At 62.7% G+C, this 22,783-nt stretch carries 16 protein-coding genes; 6 read left to right on the top strand and 10 right to left on the bottom strand.

Going from position 1 to position 22,783, the window contains the following annotated elements:
• Positions 1 to 97: 97 nt before the first annotated feature.
• Positions 98 to 1,117 (bottom strand): histone deacetylase family protein, encoded by a 1,020-nt coding sequence (locus U1E20_RS01780; protein ID WP_409978867.1) that lies wholly within the window; start codon positions 1,115 to 1,117, stop codon positions 98 to 100.
• A 141-nt stretch (positions 1,118 to 1,258) separates the two neighbouring features.
• Here U1E20_RS01780 and ada point away from each other — a divergent pair, with 141 nt between their 5' ends.
• The gene (gene ada, locus U1E20_RS01775; protein ID WP_409978866.1) at positions 1,259 to 2,320 is read left to right on the top strand and encodes a bifunctional DNA-binding transcriptional regulator/O6-methylguanine-DNA methyltransferase Ada; all 1,062 of its coding nucleotides are present in this window, start codon (positions 1,259 to 1,261) and stop codon (positions 2,318 to 2,320) included.
• Positions 2,321 to 2,332: 12 nt separating this feature from the next.
• On the opposite strand, the gene U1E20_RS01770 is transcribed toward ada, so the two are convergent.
• Together U1E20_RS01770 and U1E20_RS01765 are read right to left on the bottom strand one after the other, a co-directional pair.
• A complete protein-coding gene (locus tag U1E20_RS01770; RefSeq protein ID WP_409978865.1) occupies positions 2,333 to 2,932 on the bottom strand; it encodes a hypothetical protein in 600 nt (199 codons plus the stop codon).
• A complete protein-coding gene (locus U1E20_RS01765; protein ID WP_409978864.1) occupies positions 2,919 to 3,392 on the bottom strand; it encodes a hypothetical protein in 474 nt (157 codons plus the stop codon). Before U1E20_RS01765 ends, U1E20_RS01770 begins: the two co-directional genes overlap by 14 nt.
• A gap of 286 nt (positions 3,393 to 3,678) precedes the next feature.
• On the opposite strand from U1E20_RS01765, the gene U1E20_RS01760 reads away from it, so the two are divergent.
• From U1E20_RS01760 to hemW, 3 genes are read left to right on the top strand one after another with little or no spacing between them, the layout of a single operon-like run.
• The gene (locus U1E20_RS01760; RefSeq protein WP_409978863.1) at positions 3,679 to 4,971 is read left to right on the top strand and encodes a hypothetical protein; all 1,293 of its coding nucleotides are present in this window, start codon (positions 3,679 to 3,681) and stop codon (positions 4,969 to 4,971) included.
• Positions 4,950 to 6,836: a hypothetical protein gene (locus tag U1E20_RS01755; RefSeq protein WP_409978862.1), complete on the top strand. Its 1,887-nt coding sequence runs from the start codon at positions 4,950 to 4,952 to the stop codon at positions 6,834 to 6,836. The genes U1E20_RS01760 and U1E20_RS01755 overlap by 22 nt, the downstream gene beginning before the upstream one ends.
• A gap of 45 nt (positions 6,837 to 6,881) precedes the next feature.
• Positions 6,882 to 8,051, top strand: a complete 1,170-nt coding sequence (gene hemW / locus U1E20_RS01750) for a radical SAM family heme chaperone HemW (RefSeq protein WP_409978861.1) — start codon at positions 6,882 to 6,884, stop codon at positions 8,049 to 8,051.
• Positions 8,052 to 8,132: 81 nt separating this feature from the next.
• Here the strand turns inward: hemW and U1E20_RS01745 are convergent, their stop codons facing one another.
• Complete coding sequence (locus tag U1E20_RS01745; protein ID WP_409978860.1) at positions 8,133 to 8,906, bottom strand: methane monooxygenase/ammonia monooxygenase subunit C; 774 nt, start codon at positions 8,904 to 8,906, stop codon at positions 8,133 to 8,135.
• A 1,132-nt stretch (positions 8,907 to 10,038) separates the two neighbouring features.
• Between U1E20_RS01745 and U1E20_RS01740 the strand changes: the two genes are divergently transcribed.
• Positions 10,039 to 12,918 carry an AMP-binding protein gene (locus U1E20_RS01740; protein WP_409978859.1) on the top strand — a complete coding sequence of 960 codons (2,880 nt, stop codon included), beginning with the start codon at positions 10,039 to 10,041 and terminating at the stop codon, positions 12,916 to 12,918.
• 15 nt (positions 12,919 to 12,933) lie between these two features.
• Here U1E20_RS01740 and aroC read toward each other — a convergent pair whose 3' ends face one another.
• A complete protein-coding gene (gene aroC / locus U1E20_RS01735) occupies positions 12,934 to 14,016 on the bottom strand; it encodes a chorismate synthase (protein ID WP_409978858.1) in 1,083 nt (360 codons plus the stop codon).
• Positions 14,017 to 14,112: 96 nt separating this feature from the next.
• Here aroC and polA point away from each other — a divergent pair, with 96 nt between their 5' ends.
• The gene (gene polA / locus U1E20_RS01730) at positions 14,113 to 17,127 is read left to right on the top strand and encodes a DNA polymerase I (RefSeq protein WP_409978857.1); all 3,015 of its coding nucleotides are present in this window, start codon (positions 14,113 to 14,115) and stop codon (positions 17,125 to 17,127) included.
• A gap of 169 nt (positions 17,128 to 17,296) precedes the next feature.
• On the opposite strand, the gene cysN is transcribed toward polA, so the two are convergent.
• The 5 genes from cysN to U1E20_RS01705 are packed head-to-tail and all read right to left on the bottom strand — an operon-like array spanning position 17,297 to position 22,756.
• Positions 17,297 to 18,925, bottom strand: coding sequence for a sulfate adenylyltransferase subunit CysN (gene cysN, locus U1E20_RS01725; protein WP_409978856.1), 1,629 nt, complete (start codon positions 18,923 to 18,925; stop codon positions 17,297 to 17,299).
• Between the two features lies 1 nt (position 18,926).
• A complete protein-coding gene (cysD, locus tag U1E20_RS01720; RefSeq protein WP_409978855.1) occupies positions 18,927 to 19,844 on the bottom strand; it encodes a sulfate adenylyltransferase subunit CysD in 918 nt (305 codons plus the stop codon).
• Positions 19,841 to 20,590 (bottom strand): phosphoadenylyl-sulfate reductase, encoded by a 750-nt coding sequence (locus U1E20_RS01715; RefSeq protein WP_409978854.1) that lies wholly within the window; start codon positions 20,588 to 20,590, stop codon positions 19,841 to 19,843. The genes cysD and U1E20_RS01715 overlap by 4 nt, the downstream gene beginning before the upstream one ends.
• Positions 20,587 to 21,093, bottom strand: coding sequence for a DUF934 domain-containing protein (locus tag U1E20_RS01710; protein WP_409978853.1), 507 nt, complete (start codon positions 21,091 to 21,093; stop codon positions 20,587 to 20,589). The genes U1E20_RS01715 and U1E20_RS01710 overlap by 4 nt, the downstream gene beginning before the upstream one ends.
• Positions 21,077 to 22,756 carry a nitrite/sulfite reductase gene (locus tag U1E20_RS01705; protein ID WP_409979624.1) on the bottom strand — a complete coding sequence of 560 codons (1,680 nt, stop codon included), beginning with the start codon at positions 22,754 to 22,756 and terminating at the stop codon, positions 21,077 to 21,079. Before U1E20_RS01705 ends, U1E20_RS01710 begins: the two co-directional genes overlap by 17 nt.
• Between the last annotated feature and the right edge of the window lie 27 nt (positions 22,757 to 22,783).

Raw genomic sequence — 22,783 nt, 5'->3', positions numbered from 1 at the left:
GCGATCGGGAATCCAGAGCAAAACCAGCATTCTTGGATTGGCTCTGGATTCCCGGTCAGGCCTTCGGCCTGCCGGGAATGATACGTAGCGAGCCGGCTCACGCCTCCACCAGCGCGCCGACATGCGCCGCGACGCTGCGCGCGAGGTCTTCCGGGCGGTAGCCGCCTTCGAGCAGCGAGACAATGCGGCCGTTGCAGCGGCGCGCAGCGATCTCCATCACCCGCAGCGTGACATATCTGAAATCATCGGCAATGAGACGCAAGCCGCCGAGCGGATCGTGCAGATGGGCGTCGAAGCCGGCGCAGAAAATGACGAGATCGGGCGAGAAGACGTCGAGGCGCGGCAGAATGCGCGACGCAAGCGCTTCGCGAAATTGCGCGCCGCTGTCGCCCTTGACGAGCGGCGCGTTGACGATCGTGTCATGCGCGCCGGTTTCGTTGACCGCGCCCGTGCCTGGATAGAGCGGCATCTGATGCGTCGATGCGTAAAGGACGTTTCGATCGCTCCAAAAAATCTCCTGCACGCCATTGCCGTGATGCACGTCGAAATCGACGATGGCGACGCGCGAAGCTCGATGAGCGACGCGCGCATGCAGCGCGGCGATCGCGGCATTGTTGAAAAAACAAAAGCCCATCGGCGTCTCGCGCGTCGCGTGATGTCCCGGCGGCCGCATCGCGACGAAAGCGTTTTTGGCGTCGCCACGCATCACCGCGTCGACCGCCGCGATCGCGCCGCCCGCGGCGCGCAACGCCGCCTCATGCGTGGCGCTATTCATGACGGCGTCAGGTCCGACGCGTGCATATCCATCCGACGGCGCCGATTTGGCGAGACGCGACAGATGCTCGCGACTATGCGCGCGCAGCAGCGCCTCCTGCGGCGCCAGGGGGGCTTCAGCGCGCGAGAGGCCCGCAAAGCGTGGATCGTCCAGCGCGCGCAGAATGGCGCGCAGACGCTCCGGACTTTCGACATGGGCCGGCCCCATGTCATGCGCCATGGCGGCCAAGTGGGAGACGAGCAGCGTCGACGCCGCAGCGGCGCGCGCGCCGACGCAAGCAAGGCTTGCGCTCGCGCCGGCAATTGTTTCCCGTCGCGTTAGGGCGCTCTGACGTCCTGGCATGTTGCGTCCAATCCTTGGCTTCAGAGGCGCAGCATAGGATCGCCTGAGGCGCCTGTCAGCCATTCGGAGATTGGACAGCAAGAAACGCATTGCGGGTTTCGCGCCAAAAGTTGGATGATGCGCGAAAGGCGGGCCAAAGACATGACGCAGGCACATTCGCTCGAACTCGACGAGGCGCGCTGGGCGGCGGTGGTCGCGCGCGATGCGCGCCGGGACGGCGAGTTCTTCTATTGCGTCAAAACGACCGGCGTCTATTGCCGCCCCTCCTGCCCGTCGCGGCCGGCGAAGCGGGCCAATGTGCGCTTCTGCGCCACAACCGAAGAAGCCGATGCGCAGGGTTTTCGTCCCTGCCGCCGCTGTCGGCCGGATGGGCCGTCGCAGCAGGAGCGGGACGCTAAGAAAATCGCCCGCGCCTGCCGCATCATCGAAGCGGCGGAAACTCCGCCGACTCTCACGCAGCTTTCGCGCGCCGCAGGGTTGAGCCCCTATCACTTCCACCGGCTGTTTTCGCGCATCGCCGGCGTCACGCCGAAGGCCTATGCCGAGGCGCATCGGCGCGCGCGCCTGCGCGATCAGCTGAAGGAAAATGTCACAGTCACAGAGGCGATCTATGATTCCGGCTATAATACAAGCGCACGCTTCTATGCGACGGCGAAGGACACGCTGGGCATGACTCCCACCGCCTATCGCGCCGGGGCGCCCAGCGAAACCATCCGCTTCGCGATCGGCCAATCCTCGCTTGGCGCGGTGCTGGTCGCCGCAAGCGCGAAAGGCGTCTGCGCGATTTCGCTTGGCGACGACCCGGAAGAATTGCTGCGCGATCTGCAGGATCGATTTCCGTGCGCGGCGCTGATCGGCGCCGACGAAGGTTTTGAGCGCTATGTCGCCGCCGCTGTCGGCATGGTCGAGCGGCCGCAAACCCGCTTCGATCTGCCGCTCGACATGCGCGGCACTTCCTTTCAGCAGCGCGTCTGGGCGGCGCTGCGGGACATTCCGGCGGGAGAGACGGCAAGCTACGCCGAGATCGCGAAACGCATCGGCGCACCCAAAGCGACGCGTGCGGTCGCGCAGGCCTGCGCCGCCAATCCGGTTTCGCTCGCCATTCCCTGTCATCGCGTCGTGCGCAGCGACGGCGCGCTTTCCGGCTATTATTGGGGCGTCGAGCGCAAGCGCGAATTGCTGAAGCGTGAAGGCAAATCCTGAACGAACGGCGCTCTATCTTCGAAGCGTCGCATATGCCTCATTGATCGCGTCATGCAGTTCTTTCCATAGAGGATTGATCCGCACGTCCGGCCCCCAGTTATAGAGCGCCTTGGCGACCTCCGCGATCGTTTCATTGATCGGTTCGCTGTCCCCTTCCTCCAATTCGAAAGAGAACAGCTTCGGCGGGGCGTCGCCTGTCCAGGCGTCCCAATGTTCGTTCGAATAATTGGAGACGCCGCGCTGCGCGGCGAGCAGTTCCGGCGCATATTTGGCGAAGCGCCGATGCAGCGGCCCGTCGGGCGGTTCCGCGCGATAAGCGTCGCGCACCGCGAAATAGCGCGCGTGCTGCACTTCATGCGCGAGGCAGCAGCCGAGCCGCGCGTCGCTCATCTCTGGATCATAGTAGATTTCGATGCTTCCGTCGGGAAAGGACTGTCCTTCCGACGTAAAGCTCTGGCCCAGATAATCGAAGGTTTTCGTCTGCGGGCTGAGCGTCACTTTGCCGGCGTCATAGCCGAATTCGCGCGCCAGCGCTTCGAGCCTTTGGCGCTTCTTCAAGAAGTGCGGCGAGTCGGAAAGGTCGCCCGATTCCCTCGGCTCATCTTCCGCCATTGAACGGCTCTTCATGCGTAATGACCCAATCGAACTCCGGATGGGCGTCGGCGACATGCTCCCACCATCGCCGCCCGTCCGGCAAGCGCGGCGAAAGGTCATTGACCCTCAGCCGGCGGAAAACGTCCGGCCGCGTCGTCGCCCCGGCGATGACCGCCTCGACCATGGCGCGCCCCATGCCGCGCCGCAGCGAATTGATCTGCTCGAATACGAGCGACGGCGGGTCATAGGCGCCGGCGAGCAGCAGCGCGATTCCCGACGCCTCAATTCCGTCGGGCGTCGTGATGAGTTTCGGCGAGGTCGAAGCTTTGATTTCAAGAAAGCGGCGCCCGTAGGGCCGCGAATCGACGTGAAGCCCGAGCGCCGTGAGGTTGTGGGCGATCGCCTCGGCGATCGCCTTGATCTCCGGATCGGCCTCGTCGGCGCCTTTGCTCGACCTCAAAATATTCCGCAGGTCCATTTCAAATCGTCAGTCTTGGCGTCGCCAGACGCCGCTCCTCTGCCCCTCGATCGGCGCAAAATTGCTCATCGTCCGCGCTTTGACCAACGTTTGATCGGCAAGCGAGATTTCACATTATTGCCATATTTCGCCGACGCTGGTAAGCTTTGTCGCCGTCATTTCACATGGCGCGCAAGCGGATTTTGACACGCATTGCTTTCAGTGCCGAGTTGCGGATTTTGAAATGGCGTCCAAGGACAAGGACCAGAGCGGTTCAGTCGCGAGCGGCGGCGCCGTCGTCGCGCTTTTGATCGCCGCCGGCGCGTACCTGATCCACAAGGACGCGCCGCTCGAAGGCATCCGTCCAAGCGCTCAAGAAACCGTGTTTCATGGATACGCCTACCACGACATTGACGCGAGGCTGTGGCAGGATCCATTCGGCGCCGTTGAGAAAAGTGCGGCTAAGGGCCCAGCAAATGGCGCCTGCAATAGGTTCGACTTGCCGACGCCGAACAATCGACCGAAACGCGCAACTGGCCAGGCCAGTGCGGCGCCGTCCCCAGTCCAAGCGCCTTGGTTCGAGCATTCCGAACATATCGATTTGGAACGAACTTGGCGTTCGCAAGAACAGACGCTCGTTCTTCCCGTCATGGTTTCCGGTACGCCTTATGCGGAGGATGTCGAATTCCGTCGCCGACTGCGCTACGCCATCGTGTCGGGTCTGGCGCGAAAGAAATTCCAGCCGGCGGACGCCCAGCACATCGACTATTATTCGGTCTGCGTCACAGGGCCGGACAAAAAGTCCGTCAAAATGGTCGTGCCATATGAATGGTTCGAACGGCAGTCGTCTCCGGAAGAGTCGACCGGGGTGCAGAATGTTCTCGCGCTCTGGATCAACGAACAATATCTGACTGACACGATCGCCACGCAAAAAACGCCGGTCAAAATTCTTGAAGATTTGACATCACAATTTTTTCGCCTCGCCGAACCGGCGCAACCGGTATCCGTCATCGGACCTCATACGTCTGAAGCGCTTCTGGCCATGCTGAAGGAACATCGCGCTTCGCGATTCAAGTTCATCTCTTATGGAGCGACGATCGGAACGAAGGAAGTCGAGACGCCACCGGCGGACGAGTCGAAGCTCTGTGCGCTCACGCCCGAATCGACCACGATCGAACGAACGATCACGCCTGATAACCTTCTCGCCGACCGTCTCGTCGATGAACTAAAACTTCGCGACATAAGTTACGCCAAGGGACACAGCATCGCGCTGATATCCGACTGGGAAACGCCCTACGGACGTTCGATCAGGCAGAATGTAAAATGCGCCTACGGCAAGAACCGGTCTTCCACTCCCTTGGAATCAGATCAACTTAAGATTGTTGAGAAAACCTATCTGCGCGGCATCGACGGCGTCACTGCGTCGGATGACAAGAAACCGGAAGAACAGAGGACCAGCAAGGACGCCGCCAAGAAGCTGACGACACGGAGGAGGCGTTTGACAAGAGAGCCGCGCGCGCAGGCGACCGGCCGCATGGGCCAGGTCAAAGCGATTATTTGCGGCGGCTTACCGACAGATTGGTCGAAGACGACAAGCTAATCAGATTGAGCGGTGGCGAGGGAATTAAGGCCATTGGCGTTCTGGGAAGCGACGTGTTCGACAAGCTGCTCGTCCTACGCGCGCTAAAGCCCAACTTTCCCAATGCGATTTTCTTCACGACCGACTACGACGCGGCGCTGGCGATGCAAAGCGAATTGGATTGGACGCGCAATCTGATCGTCGCGTCCAGCTTCGGACCGACGCTCGGCGATAAATTGCAAGGCGACATTCCTCCTTTCCGTAGCGCCTATCAAACGTCCGCCTTCCTCGCGACGCAGCTCGCGATCGATGATCGGGAAGCCGTGGCTCGCTCACAAACCTTCCAAAAGGAGCTTCAGCGGCCACAACTTTTCGAGATAACACGTACGGGCAAATTTCTGGCGCTTCCACCGCCGCCTGACGAGAATGCCAGCCCCCGCCCGACGTCAAACGAGCACGTTAAACGCGAGCCGCCGCCCGCCTTTCCGGATATTCCGAAGAAGGAAAAACTTTTTATAGCTTCGATGTTGTTTGTCGGCGGGTGCGCATGCCTGGCGATGACTTACGTCCCTGTGTGGAAGAGGCGGAAAATTCAGCGCGCCGAGACCAAGAGGGGGGCGTTATTTATCGGCTTCGTCCTGTTAGCAGCGACAGTTATCGCACTCTATTGGACAGCAGCGGCTTCATGGCTCACTAAGAATGGCGCCGGCGAGCCGATCGCATGGAGCGATGGCGTCAGCGTTTGGCCGACAATCGCGATGCGCTTGCTGGTCATCATGCTTTGCTGGCTGATCGTGGCGCGGGCATCGAGGCGGCTGGATGAAAATCTTTACGAAATAGGCAAAAAATTACGTCTGACCTGCCCAGCCCTGATCATTGTACACGCCTCCCGTCCGAAAAAACTCGCTTTCGATTTTGCGCGCGATTTCAAGCCCTGGCTTGACATTTTGACGCCCAAACAATCGACGTTTGATGGCGTTGCGAAGCGGAACAAATTTTACACGATCAAGTCGGGCTGGGCCGGCTATGTGCGCGCGGGCCGCAAAACCGCGCGCCATTTGCGGACGGCTTTGGTCTCGTCCCTGTTGTATCTCATGTTTTGTATTGTCTGGGGCGTATATGGAAACATCGTCCCGCCGATAAGAGGCGAATTTGCCCGAACGTTATACGAGCTGACGCTGCCGCTTGAATTCCTGTGCATTGCCTATGCGATTATGTATGTGACTGACGCCACAATTCTCTGCCTGTGCTTCGTAAATGACCTGGAGTTTCATCCGACTGTTTGGCCGTCTATTCGTGAGACCGGACGCTTGAAACCAGCGTCGGCCGAAACTGGCCCATCGACCATCGACGGCGTTCGAAACGACGAACTCGATCTTGCATTCATTGAAATGCGCACCGCCTGCATTCTGCCTTTGGCCTACTGGCCTTTCCTGCTGGTTGCGCTGACGATTGTCGAACGCAGCAGGATATTCGCCAATTATCCCGACAGCGGCGCGATCCTTTTCTTCACCGCGCTCGCGCTCCTCATCATTGTCGGCTGCGCTTTCGCACTGAACAGGGCGGTGGAATTTGCGCGCGCCTCATCGAAGCGCAAAATCGAGGACGCGCTTCTCGACGATAAGGCCGTGAAGAGTATGAATTCCAAGCTTGAGCAAGAACCCGGCGACGGTCAGGGCGACGCCGCCAAAGCGCCTGGCCGCTCCGAGCGACTGAGCGACGCCGATCGCGGCTACCTCGAAGCGCTGCTGGAAAAAATCACCAATCTTGACGGCGGCGCGTTCAGCCCCATCTGGCGGCAGCCGCTGCTGAAGGGCCTGTTGCTGCCCATCGCCGGCTTCGCCTCCAATATTCTGTTCGCGGGAAACTGGTTCAAGTGGCCTTGACCCCGCCCGCCGTGCCCTTCCCGCCGTTCCATGCGATAAAGGGCCATGGCGACACCGATTCGCAACGCTTTCGACCCCGGCTTCGGCGTCTATGTCCACTGGCCGTTTTGCCTGTCGAAATGCCCCTATTGCGATTTCAACAGCCACGTCCGGCGCGGCGACGTCGACGAGGACCGCTTCGTCGAGGCCTTCAGCGTCGAGCTCGCGCATCGCGCCGCGCTGACGCGCGGGCGCGAAGTCCGCTCGATTTTCTTTGGCGGCGGCACGCCATCGCTGATGTCGCCGTCGACGGCGCAAGCGATTCTCACCCGGATTTCAAGCCATTGGACTCTCGCCAAGGACTGCGAGATCACGCTTGAGGCCAATCCGACCAGCGTCGAGGCCTCGCGCTTCAGGGGCTTCAAGTCGGCCGGCGTCAATCGCGTCTCGCTTGGCGTGCAGGCCCTAAACGACATTGATCTTCGCGCGCTCGGGCGGCAGCATTCGGTCGCCGAGGCGCTGATGGCGCTCGATGTCGCCAATTCGGTCTTCGAGCGCACGTCCTTCGATCTCATCTACGGACGTTCCGGCCAGACCCCCGCCGCCTGGCGGAAGGAATTGGAGCTGGCGCTCGCCCGCGCGCCGGAACATGTCTCGCTCTATCAGCTGACCATCGAACCCGACACGATGTTCGAGCGGATGGTCAACACCGGCAAGATGGCGCTGCCGGGCGCCGAGGCGCAGCGTGCGCTCTGGGACGTGACGCAGGAAGTCACCGCCCGCGCCGGCCTGCCCGCTTACGAAGTCTCCAACCATGCGCGGCCCGGCGCCGAATGCCGGCATAATCTCGTCTATTGGCGCTATGGCGAATATGTCGGCGTCGGCCCCGGAGCCCATGGGCGGGTGGTCACGCCGCGCGGACGACGCGCCCAGGCCGCCGAGCGGCATCCCGAAATGTGGCTCACCTGCGTCGAGACCGAAGGCCATGGGCTCATTGAGGACGAGTTGCTCTCGACCGAGCAGGAAGGCGACGAATTCCTGCTGATGGGGCTGCGGCTGCGCGAGGGCGTCGATCCGCAGCGCTATTTCCTGTTGACCGGCAAGCGCCTGTCGCAATCGCGGATCAGCGAATTGATCGGCGACGGGCTGGTCGAATTCACCCGCGAGAACCGGCTGCGCGTCAGCTCCGAAGGCTTCCCGGTGCTCGACGCGGTGGTCGCCGACCTCGCGGCTTAGCAGACTGGCGAAATTGGCGGTCAGAAGCCGCGACCGGCGCCGCCGCGAGGAGACGGCGCCGGCTTAGCGCTCAGGCCGAACTCAGCGCTGGCGCAATTGCTCCAGCGCATCGGGGCCGAGCAGTTCGCGCAGGCGGCCAAGGATCAGCAGCACCACGCCGAATGTCGCGAGCGACATCCAGCCGAAAAAGACGAATCCCCAATGCAGCGGGCCGGCGAAGCCTTCGTCCATCGACCAGAATGTATGGCCCCATTCATTGAATCCCACATTCGGGATGGTCATGAAGACGCCGACGACCAGCACCGCGAAGGCGAGAGAATAGCCCTTGGCGAAAATCGGCAGGCGCGTCTTCGCATAGAAGAACGCGCCGAGCCCGATGATCGCGAAAAGCGGATATGAAATATAGAAGGTGATGATATTGCTCGGCGTGAAATCCGTGTCGCGCACGGCGGTCATGTGCCAGACAGCCGTCTGCTCCGTAAAGAAGCTCAGGCCCCAGTAGAGGGCGAGCGAAAAAACGACCAGCCACTGCACGAGATAGATCAGCCGGCGCATTTCGGTTGGGGCGGCCAAATTCGCCAGATCGCGGTCGCGCGTGCGCCACAAAAAGCCGACGACGCCGACCGCGCCGAGACAGGACGCGAGAATCGCAAATTGCAACAGGCTGATCCAATAGAGCTGATATTCGGGCGCGAATGAATCGAGCCCAACGCTCCAGGCGAAGATTTGCTCGTAAAGACGCAGGATGGCCACAAAGAGCGTCAGCGCCGCGACGCCGATGAGTAGAGGCTTCATATCCAGGATTCGTTCGGCGCCTACGGCGGCGGAACGAACTTCAGCTTTTGTCGTGCTCATGTTTGTCTCCAAATGTCTGAGGTGTCGGGGGGCCTTTTCGCCCTCCTTAAAGCTCTGATGCGCGGGGTCGGGAGCCGCATCGATGGCGGCGGCCGGCCGGGCGGAACGGTCCCGCGAACTTTCTCGCGCGCGCATCCTTCGCCCGCGTCGCCAGCGAAACGGCGGCGAGGCTGGCGGGGTCGTCCGCGAAAAAAGCTTCAGCCCTGCCGAGGAGGAGCCCTTGGAGACTGGCGCGCTCGCCTTGGTTCGATCCGCGGCCCCTCGGCGGACGTCGTCAGCAGAGGCGATTGCGCATCGGATCGAAAGGCAACGGCAATCGAAACGACAGGTCTCGAAGGCGGCGGCGCCAGCGCCCCGTCATGCAGAATGCAGCAAAAGCCCTGACAATGACGGTTGTGGGGGATGAGCGGCGTCTCGCCGCCATTGGCCGCGTCTTGCGGCGCGCAAACTGCGCCGAAGACGACGCCTTCAAGCGCGGCAAATTCTGCGACCGCAATCGTCGTCTGCGCGAGAAACAGACAGGCGACCATCGCCGCGAATAGGCGCACGCGCAGACGCATCCGCTGAAAGATTGGAGCCACCGCCGCCTCTCGGTTCCAAGCTCAATGTTAGGTTTCGATCGCTTGCAGGGTCAAGCAGGCCGTCGATGCGCCGCCGTGCGACGAAACGACGCTTCGATAATTGATGCGCGACAACAACGAAAGCGATGCGTCTGTTTTCGCCTTTGGTTTGGGGCGCGCACTCGATCTGACCGTCATTCGGAGAGAAGAGAATTCCGCATATTCGATGCGCGAATATGACAGGAAGCGTCCAAATTTGGATTCCCGCGCCACCTCGCATGGATGCCGGTTGAGAGGCGCGGGCGTCGCTCCGGCGGCCGCTATGGTTCATCAGCCTAAGCGCGGCCTTTAAACTCATTCGCTAAGCGCGACATTTGCTTCAGGCTCGACTCCCCGAGACGGGCGCGCAGCCATAAGTTGTACGATGCGGCCGGACGAACGGCAGCGCTTGCGCCGGCGGCAGTTCGGCGCCGCGACATCCGACGCCGGCGCGCGCGGACGCGAAATTACAAGGGCGCCCAGCCCCCGCTAGAGCGAGCGGATCCCGCTCGATCGCATTTGCGTTTCGCCCTATGGCGCGGCGCTCGAGTTGTGAACTGATGCCGGAAGCGGATTTAGGCCTTGAGCGCGGCGCATCGACGCGCTCTTTACAAGACGCGCAAGCGACCGTCCTCAACGTCGTGCGTGCGCTTGTCGTCGAGTTGCATCCGGATTTCGTCGACGATCGACTCGTGCGGCTCGACAGCGACCTGGATCGCGATCTGGCGCTCGACAGCCTGTCGCGCGCTGAGCTGCTGCAGAGGCTCAATCGCAATTTCAACGTACAGCTTCCCGACAGACTGATCGGAGAAGCCAACAGTCCCCGCGATCTCGTCAACGCCGTTCTCGCCGCCGGCGCGGCGGCCGCTCCAGCGTCGCCTCGCCCCGCGCCGCATATCATGCTTGAGTCGGTGGACGAGCCGATCGAGGCCAGAACGCTGATCGATGCGCTCGCGCAACACGCCGAGCGTCACGGCGACCGCGAACATGTTTTGCTTTGGCGGGCGGAAGGCGCGCCGGACCCTTTGAGCTATCACGATCTCTATCAAGCGGCGCGCGCCGCAGCGGGCGGCCTCGTTGAGCGCAGTGTCGGTTGCGGAGATCGCGTTGCGATCATGCTGCCAACGAGCCGCGACTTCTTCGTCGCTTTTTTTGCGGTTCTGTTCTGCGGCGCTGTTCCAGTGCCGATTTATCCGCCCTTCCGACTGGCGCAGATCGAAGATCATCTGCGCCGCCAGGCGGGTATATTGTCGAACGCGGAAGCAAGCGCGCTGATCACCAACGCCGAAATCAGAGTCGTCGGAAATTTGCTCTATGGTCTCGTCAGCGCGCTTCAGCACATCGTCACGATTCCGGATTTGAGCGACGCCGCGCCAATATCCGCGCCATTGCCGGCGGCGCCGGACGCCGTTGCGCTCATTCAATACACATCCGGCAGCACCGGCGATCCCAAAGGCGTCGTGCTGTCCCACGCCAATCTTCTCGCCAATATTCGCGCCATGGGCGCCGTCTTGAAGGCGTCGTCGGCGGACAGGGTCGTCAGCTGGCTGCCGCTTTATCATGACATGGGATTGATCGGCTGCTGGCTCGGCAGCCTCTATTATGGCGCGCAGGCGCTGATCATGTCGCCGCTCTCCTTTCTCGCCGATCCGGCGCGCTGGCTCTGGGCGATCGACTCCCACAAGGCGACGATCTCAGCGGCGCCGAATTTCGCCTACGAGCTTTGCTTGAAGTCGATCGACGACGCGAAGATCAGCGGCCTCGATCTGTCGTCGCTGCGGGCGATCATGAACGGCGCGGAGCCCGTGAGCCCAGCATCGGTGACGCGGTTTGTTCAAAGATTTGCGCCTTACGGCATTCGGCCCGAAGCGATGACGCCGGTTTACGGGCTGGCCGAAAACGCGGTCGGGCTCGCCTTTCCGCCGCTCGGCCGAGGACCGCTCATAGAGCGCTTGGATCGAAAGGCGCTCGATCGCGACGGCGTTGCGCGGATCGCCGAGCCGGGCGTCGACAGCGTCATCTCATTGGTGGCCTGCGGGCGACCGCTCCCCCATCACGAAATCCGCATCGTCGACGACGCCAGTCGCGAAGCGCCGGAGCGACAGGAGGGACGCATTCAGTTTCGGGGGCCGTCGGCTACGCGCGGCTATTTCCAGAATCCGGAAAAGACCAGCGCGCTCTTTGACGGCGATTGGCTCGAGACGGGCGACCGCGGCTATATCGCGGGCGGCGACGTCTTCATCACCGGACGCATCAAGGATTTGATCAAGCACGCCGGACGCAACATCTATCCGCAGGAGCTGGAAGAAGCCGTCGGTTCGCTCGAAGGAACGAGAAAGGGGTGCGTCGCGGCCTTTCCCGCGATCGACATGCGCGCCGGGACGGAACGGCTGATCGTCCTCGCCGAAACCCGCCTCACCGACGACGCGCGCAAGGAATCTCTGCGCAGAAGGATTGTCGACGCGTCTCAGTCCTTGCTCGATCTGGCGCCGGATGAAGTCGTTCTCGTTCCGCCGCACACAATCCCGAAGACGTCGAGCGGTAAGATCAGACGCTCGGCCGCGCGCGCCATGTTCGAAATCGGCCAGTTGCGAACGAAGGGCAAGAGCCCGCAATGGCAACTCGCGCGCATTGCGCTCTCCGGCGTCATGCCTCGGCTGCGCCGCCTCTCGTCAACTCTGACGATCTGGGCCTACAACGCCTATGCGTGGAGCGTGTTGGTTGCGATAGGAGCCGTCGCCTGGCCATGCGTGCTACTGACGCCCAGGCGAATATGGCGTCACCGCTTCCTCAGCGCCGCCGCGCGATTGTTTTTCCGCCTGATCGGATGTCCGCTCACGATCACGCGCGACGCTCCGGACCCCAAGGACAACGCGATCCTCGTCGCCAATCATTCAAGCTATCTGGACAGCGCCGTCGTGGTTGCGGCCTGTCCCGGCGCGCTTTCCTTCGTCGCGAAGGAAGAACTCGCGCGTCAGCGAGTCGCCGGTCCCTTCCTGCGGCGCCTGGGCGCGATTTTCGTGCGCCGGTCCGATCCCGCGGGCGGCGTCGCGGACGCGCGAGCCGCCGTGCAGTCGGCGCGCGCCGGCGTTCGGCTCGTCTGGTTTCCGGAAGGCACCTTTTCGCGGATGCCTGGACTGCTCGGGTTTCATATCGGCGCCTTCACGACCGCCGCGCAATTGGGGTTTCCCGTCGCGCCGATCGCGATACGCGGCACGCGTTCGATCCTACGCAGCGGTTCATGGCTGTTCAGGCGCGGCCCAATCGCCGTTCACATCGGCGCGCCGATCGAACCAAAAGGCAACGATTTTCAAGCGGCGGTCGCATTGCGCGACGAGACGCGTCAGAAGATTTTGGAGCATTGCGGCGAGCCCGACCTTGGCCATGAACGCGTGATGGTGGCGCCCGCCTGATCGCGCCGCTTGCGCTCACCCCATTTGCCCCCGATGACGCAAAAAATGATCGGCGAGCACGCAGGCCATCATCGCTTCGCCGACCGGCACGGCGCGAATGCCGACGCAGGGGTCATGACGGCCCTTGGTGACGATCTCGGTCTCCTTGCCGGAGCGATCGATCGTGCGGCGCGGCGTCAGAATTGACGACGTCGGCTTCACCGCGAAACGCACGACCACCGGCTGGCCGGTCGAAATGCCGCCGAGCACGCCGCCGGCGTTGTTCGACAGAAACGTCGGCCCAGGATTTCCGGCGCGCATCTCGTCAGCGTTCTCTTCGCCAGTGAGCGCGGCGGCCCGAAAGCCCGCGCCGATCTCGACGCCCTTGACGGCGTTGATCGACATCATCGCCGCGGCGAGATCGGCGTCGAGCTTGCCATAGACCGGCGCCCCCCAGCCGGCCGGCACGCCTTCAGCGACGATTTCGATCACCGCGCCGATCGACGAGCCGTCCTTGCGCACGTCGTCGAGATAGTCCGCCCATAGTTGCGCGGTGCGCGCGTCAGGGCAAAACAGCGGATTGCGCTCGACCTCGCCCCAGTCGAATTTCGCGCGATCGATCGCGTGCGGACCAACCTGCACCAGCGCGCCGCGAATCGTCACGCCGGCGATCACCTTGCGCGCGACGGCGCCCGCGGCGACCCGCGCCGCGGTTTCGCGCGCCGAGGAGCGCCCGCCGCCGCGATGGTCGCGCACGCCATATTTCGCATCGTAAACATAATCGGCGTGGCCGGGGCGATATTTGTCGGCGATCTCGCCATAGTCCTTGGAGCGCTGGTCGGTATTTTCGATCATCAGCGCGATCGGGGTTCCGGTCGTCACCTGTCGGCCGTCGCCGTCAGCAAAAACGCCCGAGAGGATTTTTACCTCGTCCGCTTCCCGCCGCTGGGTGGTGAAACGCGACTGTCCCGGCTTGCGCTTATCGAGAAAGGTCTGGATGTCCTTCGCTTCGAGCGGAATTTTCGGCGGACAGCCGTCGACGATCGCGCCGAGCGCCGGCCCATGGCTCTCGCCGAAGGTGGTGACGCGGAAAAGATGGCCGAAACTATTGTGGGACATGCGGGTCTTCTAGGCCCGGCGCCGGCGCCGGTCAAACGGCGGGGGCTCGGGCGTTCACGTCATGACGCGGCGCGCGCGCGCCGTTAAGATGGGCGCATGACCCTTTCCCATAAGCCCGTCGGCCCCGGCAGCCATGTCTTCCTCGTCGACGGCTCCTCCTTCGTCTTTCGCGCCTATTTCCAGTCGATCCGGCAGGACGCGAAATATAACTACCGCGCCGACCGGCTGCCGACCGGCGCCGTGCGGCTGTTCTGCACGAAGCTCCTGCAATTCGTGCGCGAGGGCGCTGCCGATCGGAAGCCGACGCATCTCGCGATCATTTTCGATAAGAGCGAGAATTCGTTCCGCAAGGAAATCTATCCCGACTACAAGGCGCATCGCGCCGAGCCGCCGGAAGATCTCATTCCGCAATTTCCGCTGATGCGGGCTGCGGTGCGGGCTTTCGGCCTCACCCCGATCGAACAGGACGTCTACGAGGCCGACGATCTCATCGCCACTTACGCCATGCAGGCGCGCGCCAAGGGCGCCGACGTTCTGATCGTTTCGGCCGACAAGGATCTGATGCAGCTCGTCGGGCCAGGCGTGACGATGTACGACCCGGCTTCCGGAACCGCCGGCGCAAAAGGCGCGCGCGAAGAACGCCTGATCGGCGAAGCCGAGGTCGTCGATTATTTCGGGGTCACGCCGGACAAGGTCGTCGACGTGCAGGCGCTCGCCGGCGATTCGACAGACAATGTCCCGGGCGCGAAAGGCATCGGCATCAAAACCGCCGCGCAACTCATCAATGAATATGGCGATCTCGACACGCTGCTCGCCAAGGCCTCCGGCATCAAGCAGCCCAAGCGGCGCGAGGCCTTGACCGAACCCGAAGCGGTCAAGCTCATCCGTCTCTCCGAAAAGCTGGTGACTCTGGTGCGCGACGCGCCTGTCGAGACGCCGCTCGACGATTTGGGTCTGCACGAACCGGACGCCAAGACGCTCGTCGCCTTTCTGCAGGCGATGGAGTTCACCACGATCACGCGGCGAGTCGCCGAGCTTTACGGCGTCGATCTTCATGACATTGCGCCTGATCCCAATTTCGTCGGCCCCGCCGGCTGGCGCGCGCGCGACGGCGAAGTGCGGGAAGATGCGCCAGCCGCGCCGCCAGCCGCCGAACCTACGAAGTCCGCGGCGAAGCCCGCCGGCGCGAGCGCGAAGGAAGGATTGGCCCCCACAGCCCTCGTCGCCGCGCGCCGCGCCGAGGCGCAGGCGACGAACATCGATCGCGCCGCCTATGAATGCGTGACCTCGCTCGAACGGCTCGATCAATGGATCGCGAATGTTCGGGAAGTCGGCGTCGTCGCGCTCGACACTGAAACGACCTCGCTCGATCCGATGAGCTGCGAACTTGTCGGCGTCTCGCTTGCCGTCGCGCCGGGGCGCGCCTGCTATATTCCGCTCGGGCATCGCGAGAATGGCTCCGGCGACCTCTTCGGCGGCGCCGATCTCCTTCCCGGCCAGATTCCGCTCAGTGAAGCGATCGCGAAACTGAAGCCTCTCTTCGAAGATTCGGCGATCCTCAAGATCGCGCATAATATGAAATATGATCTGCTCGTTCTCGCGCGCTACGGAATCGACGTGGCGCCGATCGAGGATACGATGCTGATCTCCTATGCGCTCGATTCAGGCCTGAACAATCACGGCCTCGATGAGCTGGCGCTCAAACATCTTGGACACCAAAACATCAAATTCGCCGAGGTCGCGGGATCGGGGCGCAATTTCATCGGCTTCGCCCGCGTCGCGCTCGACAAAGCGACGGAATATGCCGCAGAGGACGCCGACGTGTCGATGCGCCTGTGGCGCGCGCTGAAGCCGCGGCTTGCCGCCGAACATATGACCAATGTCTATGAGACATTGGAGCGGCCGATGGTGGCGACTCTCGCCCGTATGGAGCGGCGCGGCGTCAGCGTCGATCGCGCGATTCTCTCGCGCCTCTCCGGCGAATTCGCGCAGGACATGGCGCGTCTCGAAGCCGAGATCTTCGAACTCGCGGGCGAGAGCTTCAATCTTGGTTCGCCCAAGCAATTGGGCGATATCTTATTCGGCAAGATGGGAATGCCGGGCGCAAAAAAAACCGCGACCGGCGCCTGGTCGACGTCAGCGAGCGTGCTCGAAGACCTCGCCAGCGACGGCAATGATTTCGCGCGCCGCATTCTCGACTGGCGGCAGGTCTCCAAGCTCAGGAGCACTTACGCCGACGCCCTGCCGGGCTATATCAATCCCGAGACCGGCCGGGTGCACACGAGCTATGCGCTCGCCGCGACGACCACGGCGAGGCTCTCTTCATCAGAGCCGAATCTGCAGAACATTCCGGTGCGCAACGAGGCTGGCCGCAAGATTCGCAAGGCCTTCGTCTCGCCGCCCGGGCGGGTGTTGATCTCGGCGGATTATTCGCAGATCGAATTGCGCCTGCTCGCCCATATCGCCGACATTCCGCAATTGAAGAAAGCCTTCGCCGAGGACCTCGACATTCACGCGATGACGGCAAGCGAAATGTTCAATGTGCCGATCAAGGACATGCCGCCCGAAACCCGGCGCCGCGCCAAAGCGATCAATTTCGGAATCATCTATGGCATTTCCGCCTTTGGACTGGCCAATCAGCTCGGCATTCCGCGTGAAGAGGCCGGCGCCTATATCAAGCGCTATTTCGAACGCTTTCCCGGCATTCGCGATTATATGGATGCAACGCGCAGAACCGTACGCGAGAAGGGCGAGGTCTCGACAATTTTCGGCCGCGTCTACCACTTCCCGGGCATCGCCTCGGCCAACGCCTCCGACCGCGCCTTTTACGAGCGCGCCGCGATCAACGCGCCGATCCAGGGCGCGGCCGCCGACATCATTCGGCGCGCCATGGTCCGAATGGATGACGCGCTGGCGCGCGCCGGTCTATCGGCGCAGATGCTTCTGCAAGTGCATGACGAACTTGTGTTCGAAGCGCCGACACATGAAGCCGACGCGACGATCGAATTGGCGCGCCGGGTGATGGAGCAGGCGCCGGCGCCCGCCGTCCTTCTTTCCGTGCCGCTGAAAGTTGACGCGCGCGCCGCCGCCAACTGGGACGAAGCGCACTGACGGCGCGCGCTGTTTCCTTCTGATGCGGTTGGGTGTCATTCCCGACGCGCGAAGCGCGAGCGGGAATCCAGAGCAAAGTCAGCGCTCTTGGAGCGGCTCTGGATTCCCGGTCAGGCCCTCGGCCTGCCGGGAACGACAGGCCCGGCAAGCATATCAACCTCAATTCTTATCACAGACCCGGATCGTCGCCGCCGCGCGCTTCTTCCGACGCGAGTCCGAAGTTCAATCGCGTCCAGAACCGCTCGTGCAAATAATAGAGCGTGAAAATCGCTAGCAATTCGACGCCGGTGATTTTTGCGGCAAGCTCTATGTTCTCGACGAAAGCGTAGACGATCAGAAAGGTTGAAACGCTTGCAGGCAGAAGCCAGGAAAGCGCTTTGACCAGGCTGCGCGTCGGCGTCGGTTTGAACGACTCACGCGCCGGCGGCAGGCCTTCCATCGAAGCGTAGCTGAGTTCGGTCAGCGGCGGCGCGGCGCGGCCGTTCGATGCGGCGACCGTTTTGACCATGCCGACCGCGACCGTTTCATTGGTGATGCGGTCGATGAGAATGAATCCGCCGGTTTCGCGATTTTCGACATAAGCGTCGCAGGCGATCACGGTTTCGAGCGACAGACGCGCGTCGCCGATTTCGTTGAACGCCAGCGTCGCGCCGCCAGCAAGCGGCTCCGACTGGCCGGTTTCAATATCGATGCGCGTATCGACGACGGTCACCGCGGCAGGCGCGGTTTTCGTGCCGATCTTCAAGAGATAGCTCTTGCCGGCGACAAGCGGCTCGCGCACCAGCCACAGCAGCTTGGCTTCGAGACGATCGCCGATTTTCGCGGGCGAGACCGGCGAACACAAAAGATCGCCGCGCGAAACGTCGATCTCTTCGGCGAGCGTCAGCGTCGCCGACTGACCCGAGACGGCGCTGTCGAGATCGCCGTCGAAGGTGACGATCCTGGCGACGCGCGTATCGCGGCCCGACGGCAGAATGCGCACGATGTCGCCGGGCCGGATGTTGCCGCCGCTGATGAAGCCGGAGAACCCGCGGAAGTCGAGATTGGGCCGGTTCACCCATTGCACCGGCATGCGAAACGGCGCGATCCGCGTCGTATCGTCCACCGCAACGCCTTCGAGGTAAGAGAGAAGCGGCGGACCGTCATGCCAGGGCATGTTGGCGCTGGCGTGGACAAGATTGTCGCCGTCCTTGGCGACAAGCGGCGCGACATAAATGGAGGCGAAGCGAAGCTTGTCGGCGAAGGCGCGAAAATCCGCCTCGATCTTGCGGAAGACCTCTTCGCTGTAGCCGACGAGGTCCATCTTGTTGACCGCGACGACGACGTGACGCACGCCGAACATCGAAGTGATGACGCTGTGCCGGCGGGTTTGCGGCAGAATGCCCTTGCGCGCGTCGACCAGCAGAATGGCGAGATCGGCGGTCGAGGCGCCGACCGCCATGTTGCGGGTATATTGCTCATGGCCCGGCGTGTCGGCGACGATGAACTTGCGCTGGTCGGTGGCGAAATAGCGATAGGCGACGTCGATGGTGATGCCCTGCTCGCGCTCGGCGGCAAGACCGTCGACGAGCAGCGCGAAATCCAGCGCCTCGCCCTGCGTGCCGTGTTTCTTCGAATCGCTTTCGAGCGCCGCGATAATGTCGTCGGGCGCGAGATCGGCGTCATAGAGCAGGCGCCCGATCAGAGTCGATTTGCCGTCGTCGACCGAGCCGCAGGTGATGAACCGCAACAGCGGCTTTTCGCCGAGCTGTCGCGCGGGCGGGCGCGACGGCGATGCGGCAACGACGGCGCCGTGCATGTTAGAAATATCCTTCCTGCTTCTTTTGCTCCATCGAGCTGGAGCCGTCGTGGTCGATGAGCCGTCCCTGGCGCTCCGAAGAACGGCTCTCGCGCATTTCGGTAATGATCTCGTCGAGACTGGCCGCGCCGCTTTCGATGGCGCCGGTCAGCGGATAGCAGCCGAGCGTGCGAAACCGCACCATCCTATGTTCGATGGTTTCGCCGGGCGCGATCTCCATGCGATCGTCGTCGACCATGATCAGCGCGCCGCCGCGGCGCACGATCGGCCGCTCCTTGGCGAAATAGAGCGGCACGACGGGAATGTTTTCGCGCGCGATATAGTCCCAGATGTCCGCCTCGGTCCAATTCGACATGGGAAAAACCCGCAGGCTTTCGCCCGGCGCCTTGCGCGTATTGTAGAGACGCCAGAATTCGGGCCGCTGATTTTTGGGATCCCAGCGGTGCTGCGCGGTGCGAAACGACAGCACGCGCTCCTTGGCGCGCGACTTCTCCTCGTCGCGGCGCGCGCCGCCGAAAGCCGCGTCGAACCCATATTTGTCGAGCGCCTGCTTCAGCGCCTCGGTCTTCATGATTTCGGTATGAAGCTTCGAGCCATGGACGAAAGGGCTGACGTTCATCTCAATCCCTTTGGGATTGATATATTCGATCAGCTCGACGCCAAGCTCCTTTACCCGACGGTCGCGAAATTCGATCATCTCGCGAAATTTCCATGTCGTATTGACATGAAGCAACGGGAACGGCGGCTTCGACGGATAAAAGGCCTTCATGGCGATGTGCAGCATCGCCGCCGAATCCTTGCCGATGGAATAGAGCATCACCGGCCGTTCGCATTCGGCGACGGTCTCGCGCATGATGTGAATGCTCTCGGCTTCGAGGCGATCGAGATAGCCGAGCGGGCGCACGGCGAGCGCACTCATTGGTCCGCCCCTTGCGGCGCGCCGCGGCGCAGCACGCCGTCCTCGCCGATATGAAGGCCGCATTCCTTCTTATTGTCCTCTTCCCACCACCAGCGGCCGGCGCGCTCGCTCTCGCCCGGCAGCACGGCGCGCGTGCATGGCGCGCAGCCGATCGAGAGAAAACCCTTGGCGTGAAGATCATTGATCGGCACCGAAAACTCCTCGACCGCCGCGACGACGGCGTCGCGCGAATAGTCCGCGAGCGGATTGAGCTTGAGCAGCCTGTGCGTCTCGTCGAAGGCGATGACGAGAGCTTCGGCGCGCGCCTCGGACTGATCGGCGCGAAGTCCCGTCACCCAGGCCGAAACCCCGGCGAGCAGCCGCGACAGCGGCTCCACCTTGCGGACATGACAGCAGGCCTTGCGCGCCTCGACGGCGTGATAGAAGCCGTTGATCCCCTGTTCTTCGATCAGCGCTTCGAGCGGCGCCGCCTGCGGATAGGCGGCGCGAATGCGCCGCGCATAACGCGCTTCGGTGCGCTCCCATAGCTCATAGGTTTCGGGAAACAGTCGGCCGGTGTCGATCGTCGCGACGTCGATATCGAGACCCTGGGTGAAGATCGAATGCGTGATGAGCTGATCCTCTATGCCGAAACTCGTGGTGAACACGATCCGCCCGGGAATGAATTCGCGCAGCAGCAGCAGACGATGATCGAGATCGAGCGGCGCGAGGCGCGGCGCCAGCGTTTCGGCAATCGACGCCTTCATGGCCGCGCCGCCCTCCGACGCGCCTCAAGAATCGACCCGCGCCCCGAATAGCCGCGCTGGTAGCTCATCGCATAGACGTTGAGCGCGGCGCGCCATTGTTCTTCATCCTGACGCTCGGCGAGATCGTCTGGAATTTCGATCGTGTCGAAGCCGCAGCCGACAGCATGGGCGTATTGATCGGCGACGAGCCGCCCGCTTGCGCGAAGCTCGCCCTTAAATCCAGCGCGCCGTAAGAGGCGCGCCAAGGAGAAGCCGCGCCCGTCGGAAAAGGCGGGGAAGGAGATCGAGACGAGCGCCAGTCGCGGCAACGCATCAACGAGCGCCGAAGGCTCGGTGGTGTTGGGAACAATCACCCCGAGCGCCGACTCCGGTCGAAGGACGTCGAGGGCGTGTTGAAGCCGGGCCAACGATACGATGACCTTTCCCGATTTGGGCAGCGCCTCTTCTTCGGCGAGGCGGCGCCAGCCATCCTCGATGAAGCGCCCGTCAGATATCAGCGCCATCTTCGCCCTCCCGACGCAACACGTCCTTGAAGCGCGCATGGCCGATGCGCCGCCAGGTGTCGATGAAGGCTTCGCCCTCCTCGCGCTCGGCGAGATAGAAGTCGACGAGATGTTCGATTACGTCCGGCGTCTGTTCCGCGGTCACGCCGGGTCCGAGAATTTCGCCGATCGACGCCGAAAAGGTCGGATCGCCGCCAAGCGTGATCTGGTAGGATTCCTGGCCCTTTTTTTCGAGACCGAGAATGCCGATCGCGCCGACATGGTGATGGCCGCAGGCGTTGATGCAGCCGGAGATTTTGATGCCGAGCTTGCCGATGCGCCGCTGCCGCGACATGTCCGAAAAGCGCTTCGAGATCGCCTGCGCAATCGGGATCGAGCGCGCGGTGGCGAGCGAGCAGTAGTCGAGACCCGGGCAGGAGATGATGTCGGAGACGAGGCCGGCGTTCGCCGTCGCCAATCCGGCGGCGTCGAGCATCCGCCACAGCGCGAAGAGTTCGTCCTGCTTCACATGCGGCAGGATGATGTTTTGCTCATGGCTGACGCGCAATTCGCCGAAGCCGAAGCGTTCGCTGGCGTCGGCCAGCACGCGCATCTGATCCGAGGTGGCGTCGCCGGGAACGCCGCCGATCGGCTTCAATGAAACCGTGACGATGACGTAGCCGGGGATTTTGTGCGCGCTGACATTGACGTCGACGAAATTGGCGAAAGCCGGCGTTTCCAGTTTCGCGGCGCGCAGCTTTTGCGACTCCTGCGGCAGCGATTCATAGGGCGGCGGCGCGAAGAAACCGGCGATACGTTCGAACTCGGCCGGATCATGAGCGAAAACCGAGCGGTCCATCGCGGCGAATTCCTCTTCGACCGCCGCGCGGATGTCGTCGATGCCCTTCTCATGGACGAGAATTTTGATGCGCGCCTTATATTTGTTGTCGCGCCTGCCGAAGCGGTTGTAGACGCGCATGATCGCTTCGAGAAAGGCGAGCAAATCATCGCGCGGCACGAAGTCGCCGACGATTTTGCCGACAAAGGGCGAACGGCCGAGTCCGCCGCCGACGACGACCTGATAGCCGATCTCGCCCCTATCGTTCCTGACGATCCGCAGACCGATATCGTGCACCATGATCGCGGCGCGGTCGTGCTCGGCGCCGGTCACCGCGATCTTGAATTTGCGCGGCAGAAACGAAAACTCAGGATGCAGACTCGACCATTGGCGAAGAAACTCCGCGGTCGGGCGCGGATCTTCGATTTCATCCGGCGCGACGCCGGCGAAATGATCCGCCGTCACATTGCGGATGCAATTGCCGGAAGTCTGGATGGCGTGCATCTCGACATCGGCGAGGGCTTCGAGAATGTCCGGCGTATCGACGAGTTTGGGCCAATTGTACTGCAGGTTCTGGCGCGTGGTGAAATGGCCGTAGCCCTTGTCCCATTTGTCGGCGATGTCGGCGAGCCGACGCATCTGGCGCGCGGTCAGCGTCCCATAGGGAATGGCGACGCGCAGCATATAGGCGTGCAGCTGGAGGTAGAGTCCGTTCATTAGGCGGAACGGACGGAACTCCTCTTCGGTCAGCGCGCCGTCAAGCCGGCGGCGCACCTGTTCGCGAAACTCGGCGACGCGTTCGCGAACGAAAGCGGCGTCATATTCATCATAGCGATAGGTGGTCATCGGCGCGTTGGGCCGGCGCGTCGCCTC

The organism is Methylocystis sp., from assembly GCF_046349115.1.
GTDB lineage: Bacteria > Pseudomonadota > Alphaproteobacteria > Rhizobiales > Beijerinckiaceae > Methylocystis.
Note: the sequence above shows the minus strand (reverse complement) of the source record. Positions and strands in the feature narration are given on the sequence as shown.

Bases quoted from the DNA above. Each gene is read 5' to 3' on its own strand.
- U1E20_RS01780 (WP_409978867.1), bottom strand. From the start codon at position 1,117: ATGCCAGGACGTCAGAGCGCCCTAACGCGACGGGAAACAATTGCCGGC.
- ada (WP_409978866.1), top strand. From the start codon at position 1,259: ATGACGCAGGCACATTCGCTCGAACTCGACGAGGCGCGCTGGGCGGCG.
- U1E20_RS01770 (WP_409978865.1), bottom strand. From the start codon at position 2,932: ATGGCGGAAGATGAGCCGAGGGAATCGGGCGACCTTTCCGACTCGCCG.
- U1E20_RS01765 (WP_409978864.1), bottom strand. From the start codon at position 3,392: ATGGACCTGCGGAATATTTTGAGGTCGAGCAAAGGCGCCGACGAGGCC.
- hemW (WP_409978861.1), top strand. From the start codon at position 6,882: ATGGCGACACCGATTCGCAACGCTTTCGACCCCGGCTTCGGCGTCTAT.
- U1E20_RS01745 (WP_409978860.1), bottom strand. From the start codon at position 8,906: ATGAGCACGACAAAAGCTGAAGTTCGTTCCGCCGCCGTAGGCGCCGAA.
- U1E20_RS01740 (WP_409978859.1), top strand. From the start codon at position 10,039: ATGGCGCGGCGCTCGAGTTGTGAACTGATGCCGGAAGCGGATTTAGGC.
- aroC (WP_409978858.1), bottom strand. From the start codon at position 14,016: ATGTCCCACAATAGTTTCGGCCATCTTTTCCGCGTCACCACCTTCGGC.
- polA (WP_409978857.1), top strand. From the start codon at position 14,113: ATGACCCTTTCCCATAAGCCCGTCGGCCCCGGCAGCCATGTCTTCCTC.
- cysN (WP_409978856.1), bottom strand. From the start codon at position 18,925: ATGCACGGCGCCGTCGTTGCCGCATCGCCGTCGCGCCCGCCCGCGCGA.
- cysD (WP_409978855.1), bottom strand. From the start codon at position 19,844: ATGAGTGCGCTCGCCGTGCGCCCGCTCGGCTATCTCGATCGCCTCGAA.
- U1E20_RS01715 (WP_409978854.1), bottom strand. From the start codon at position 20,590: ATGAAGGCGTCGATTGCCGAAACGCTGGCGCCGCGCCTCGCGCCGCTC.
- U1E20_RS01710 (WP_409978853.1), bottom strand. From the start codon at position 21,093: ATGGCGCTGATATCTGACGGGCGCTTCATCGAGGATGGCTGGCGCCGC.
- U1E20_RS01705 (WP_409979624.1), bottom strand. From the start codon at position 22,756: ATGACCACCTATCGCTATGATGAATATGACGCCGCTTTCGTTCGCGAA.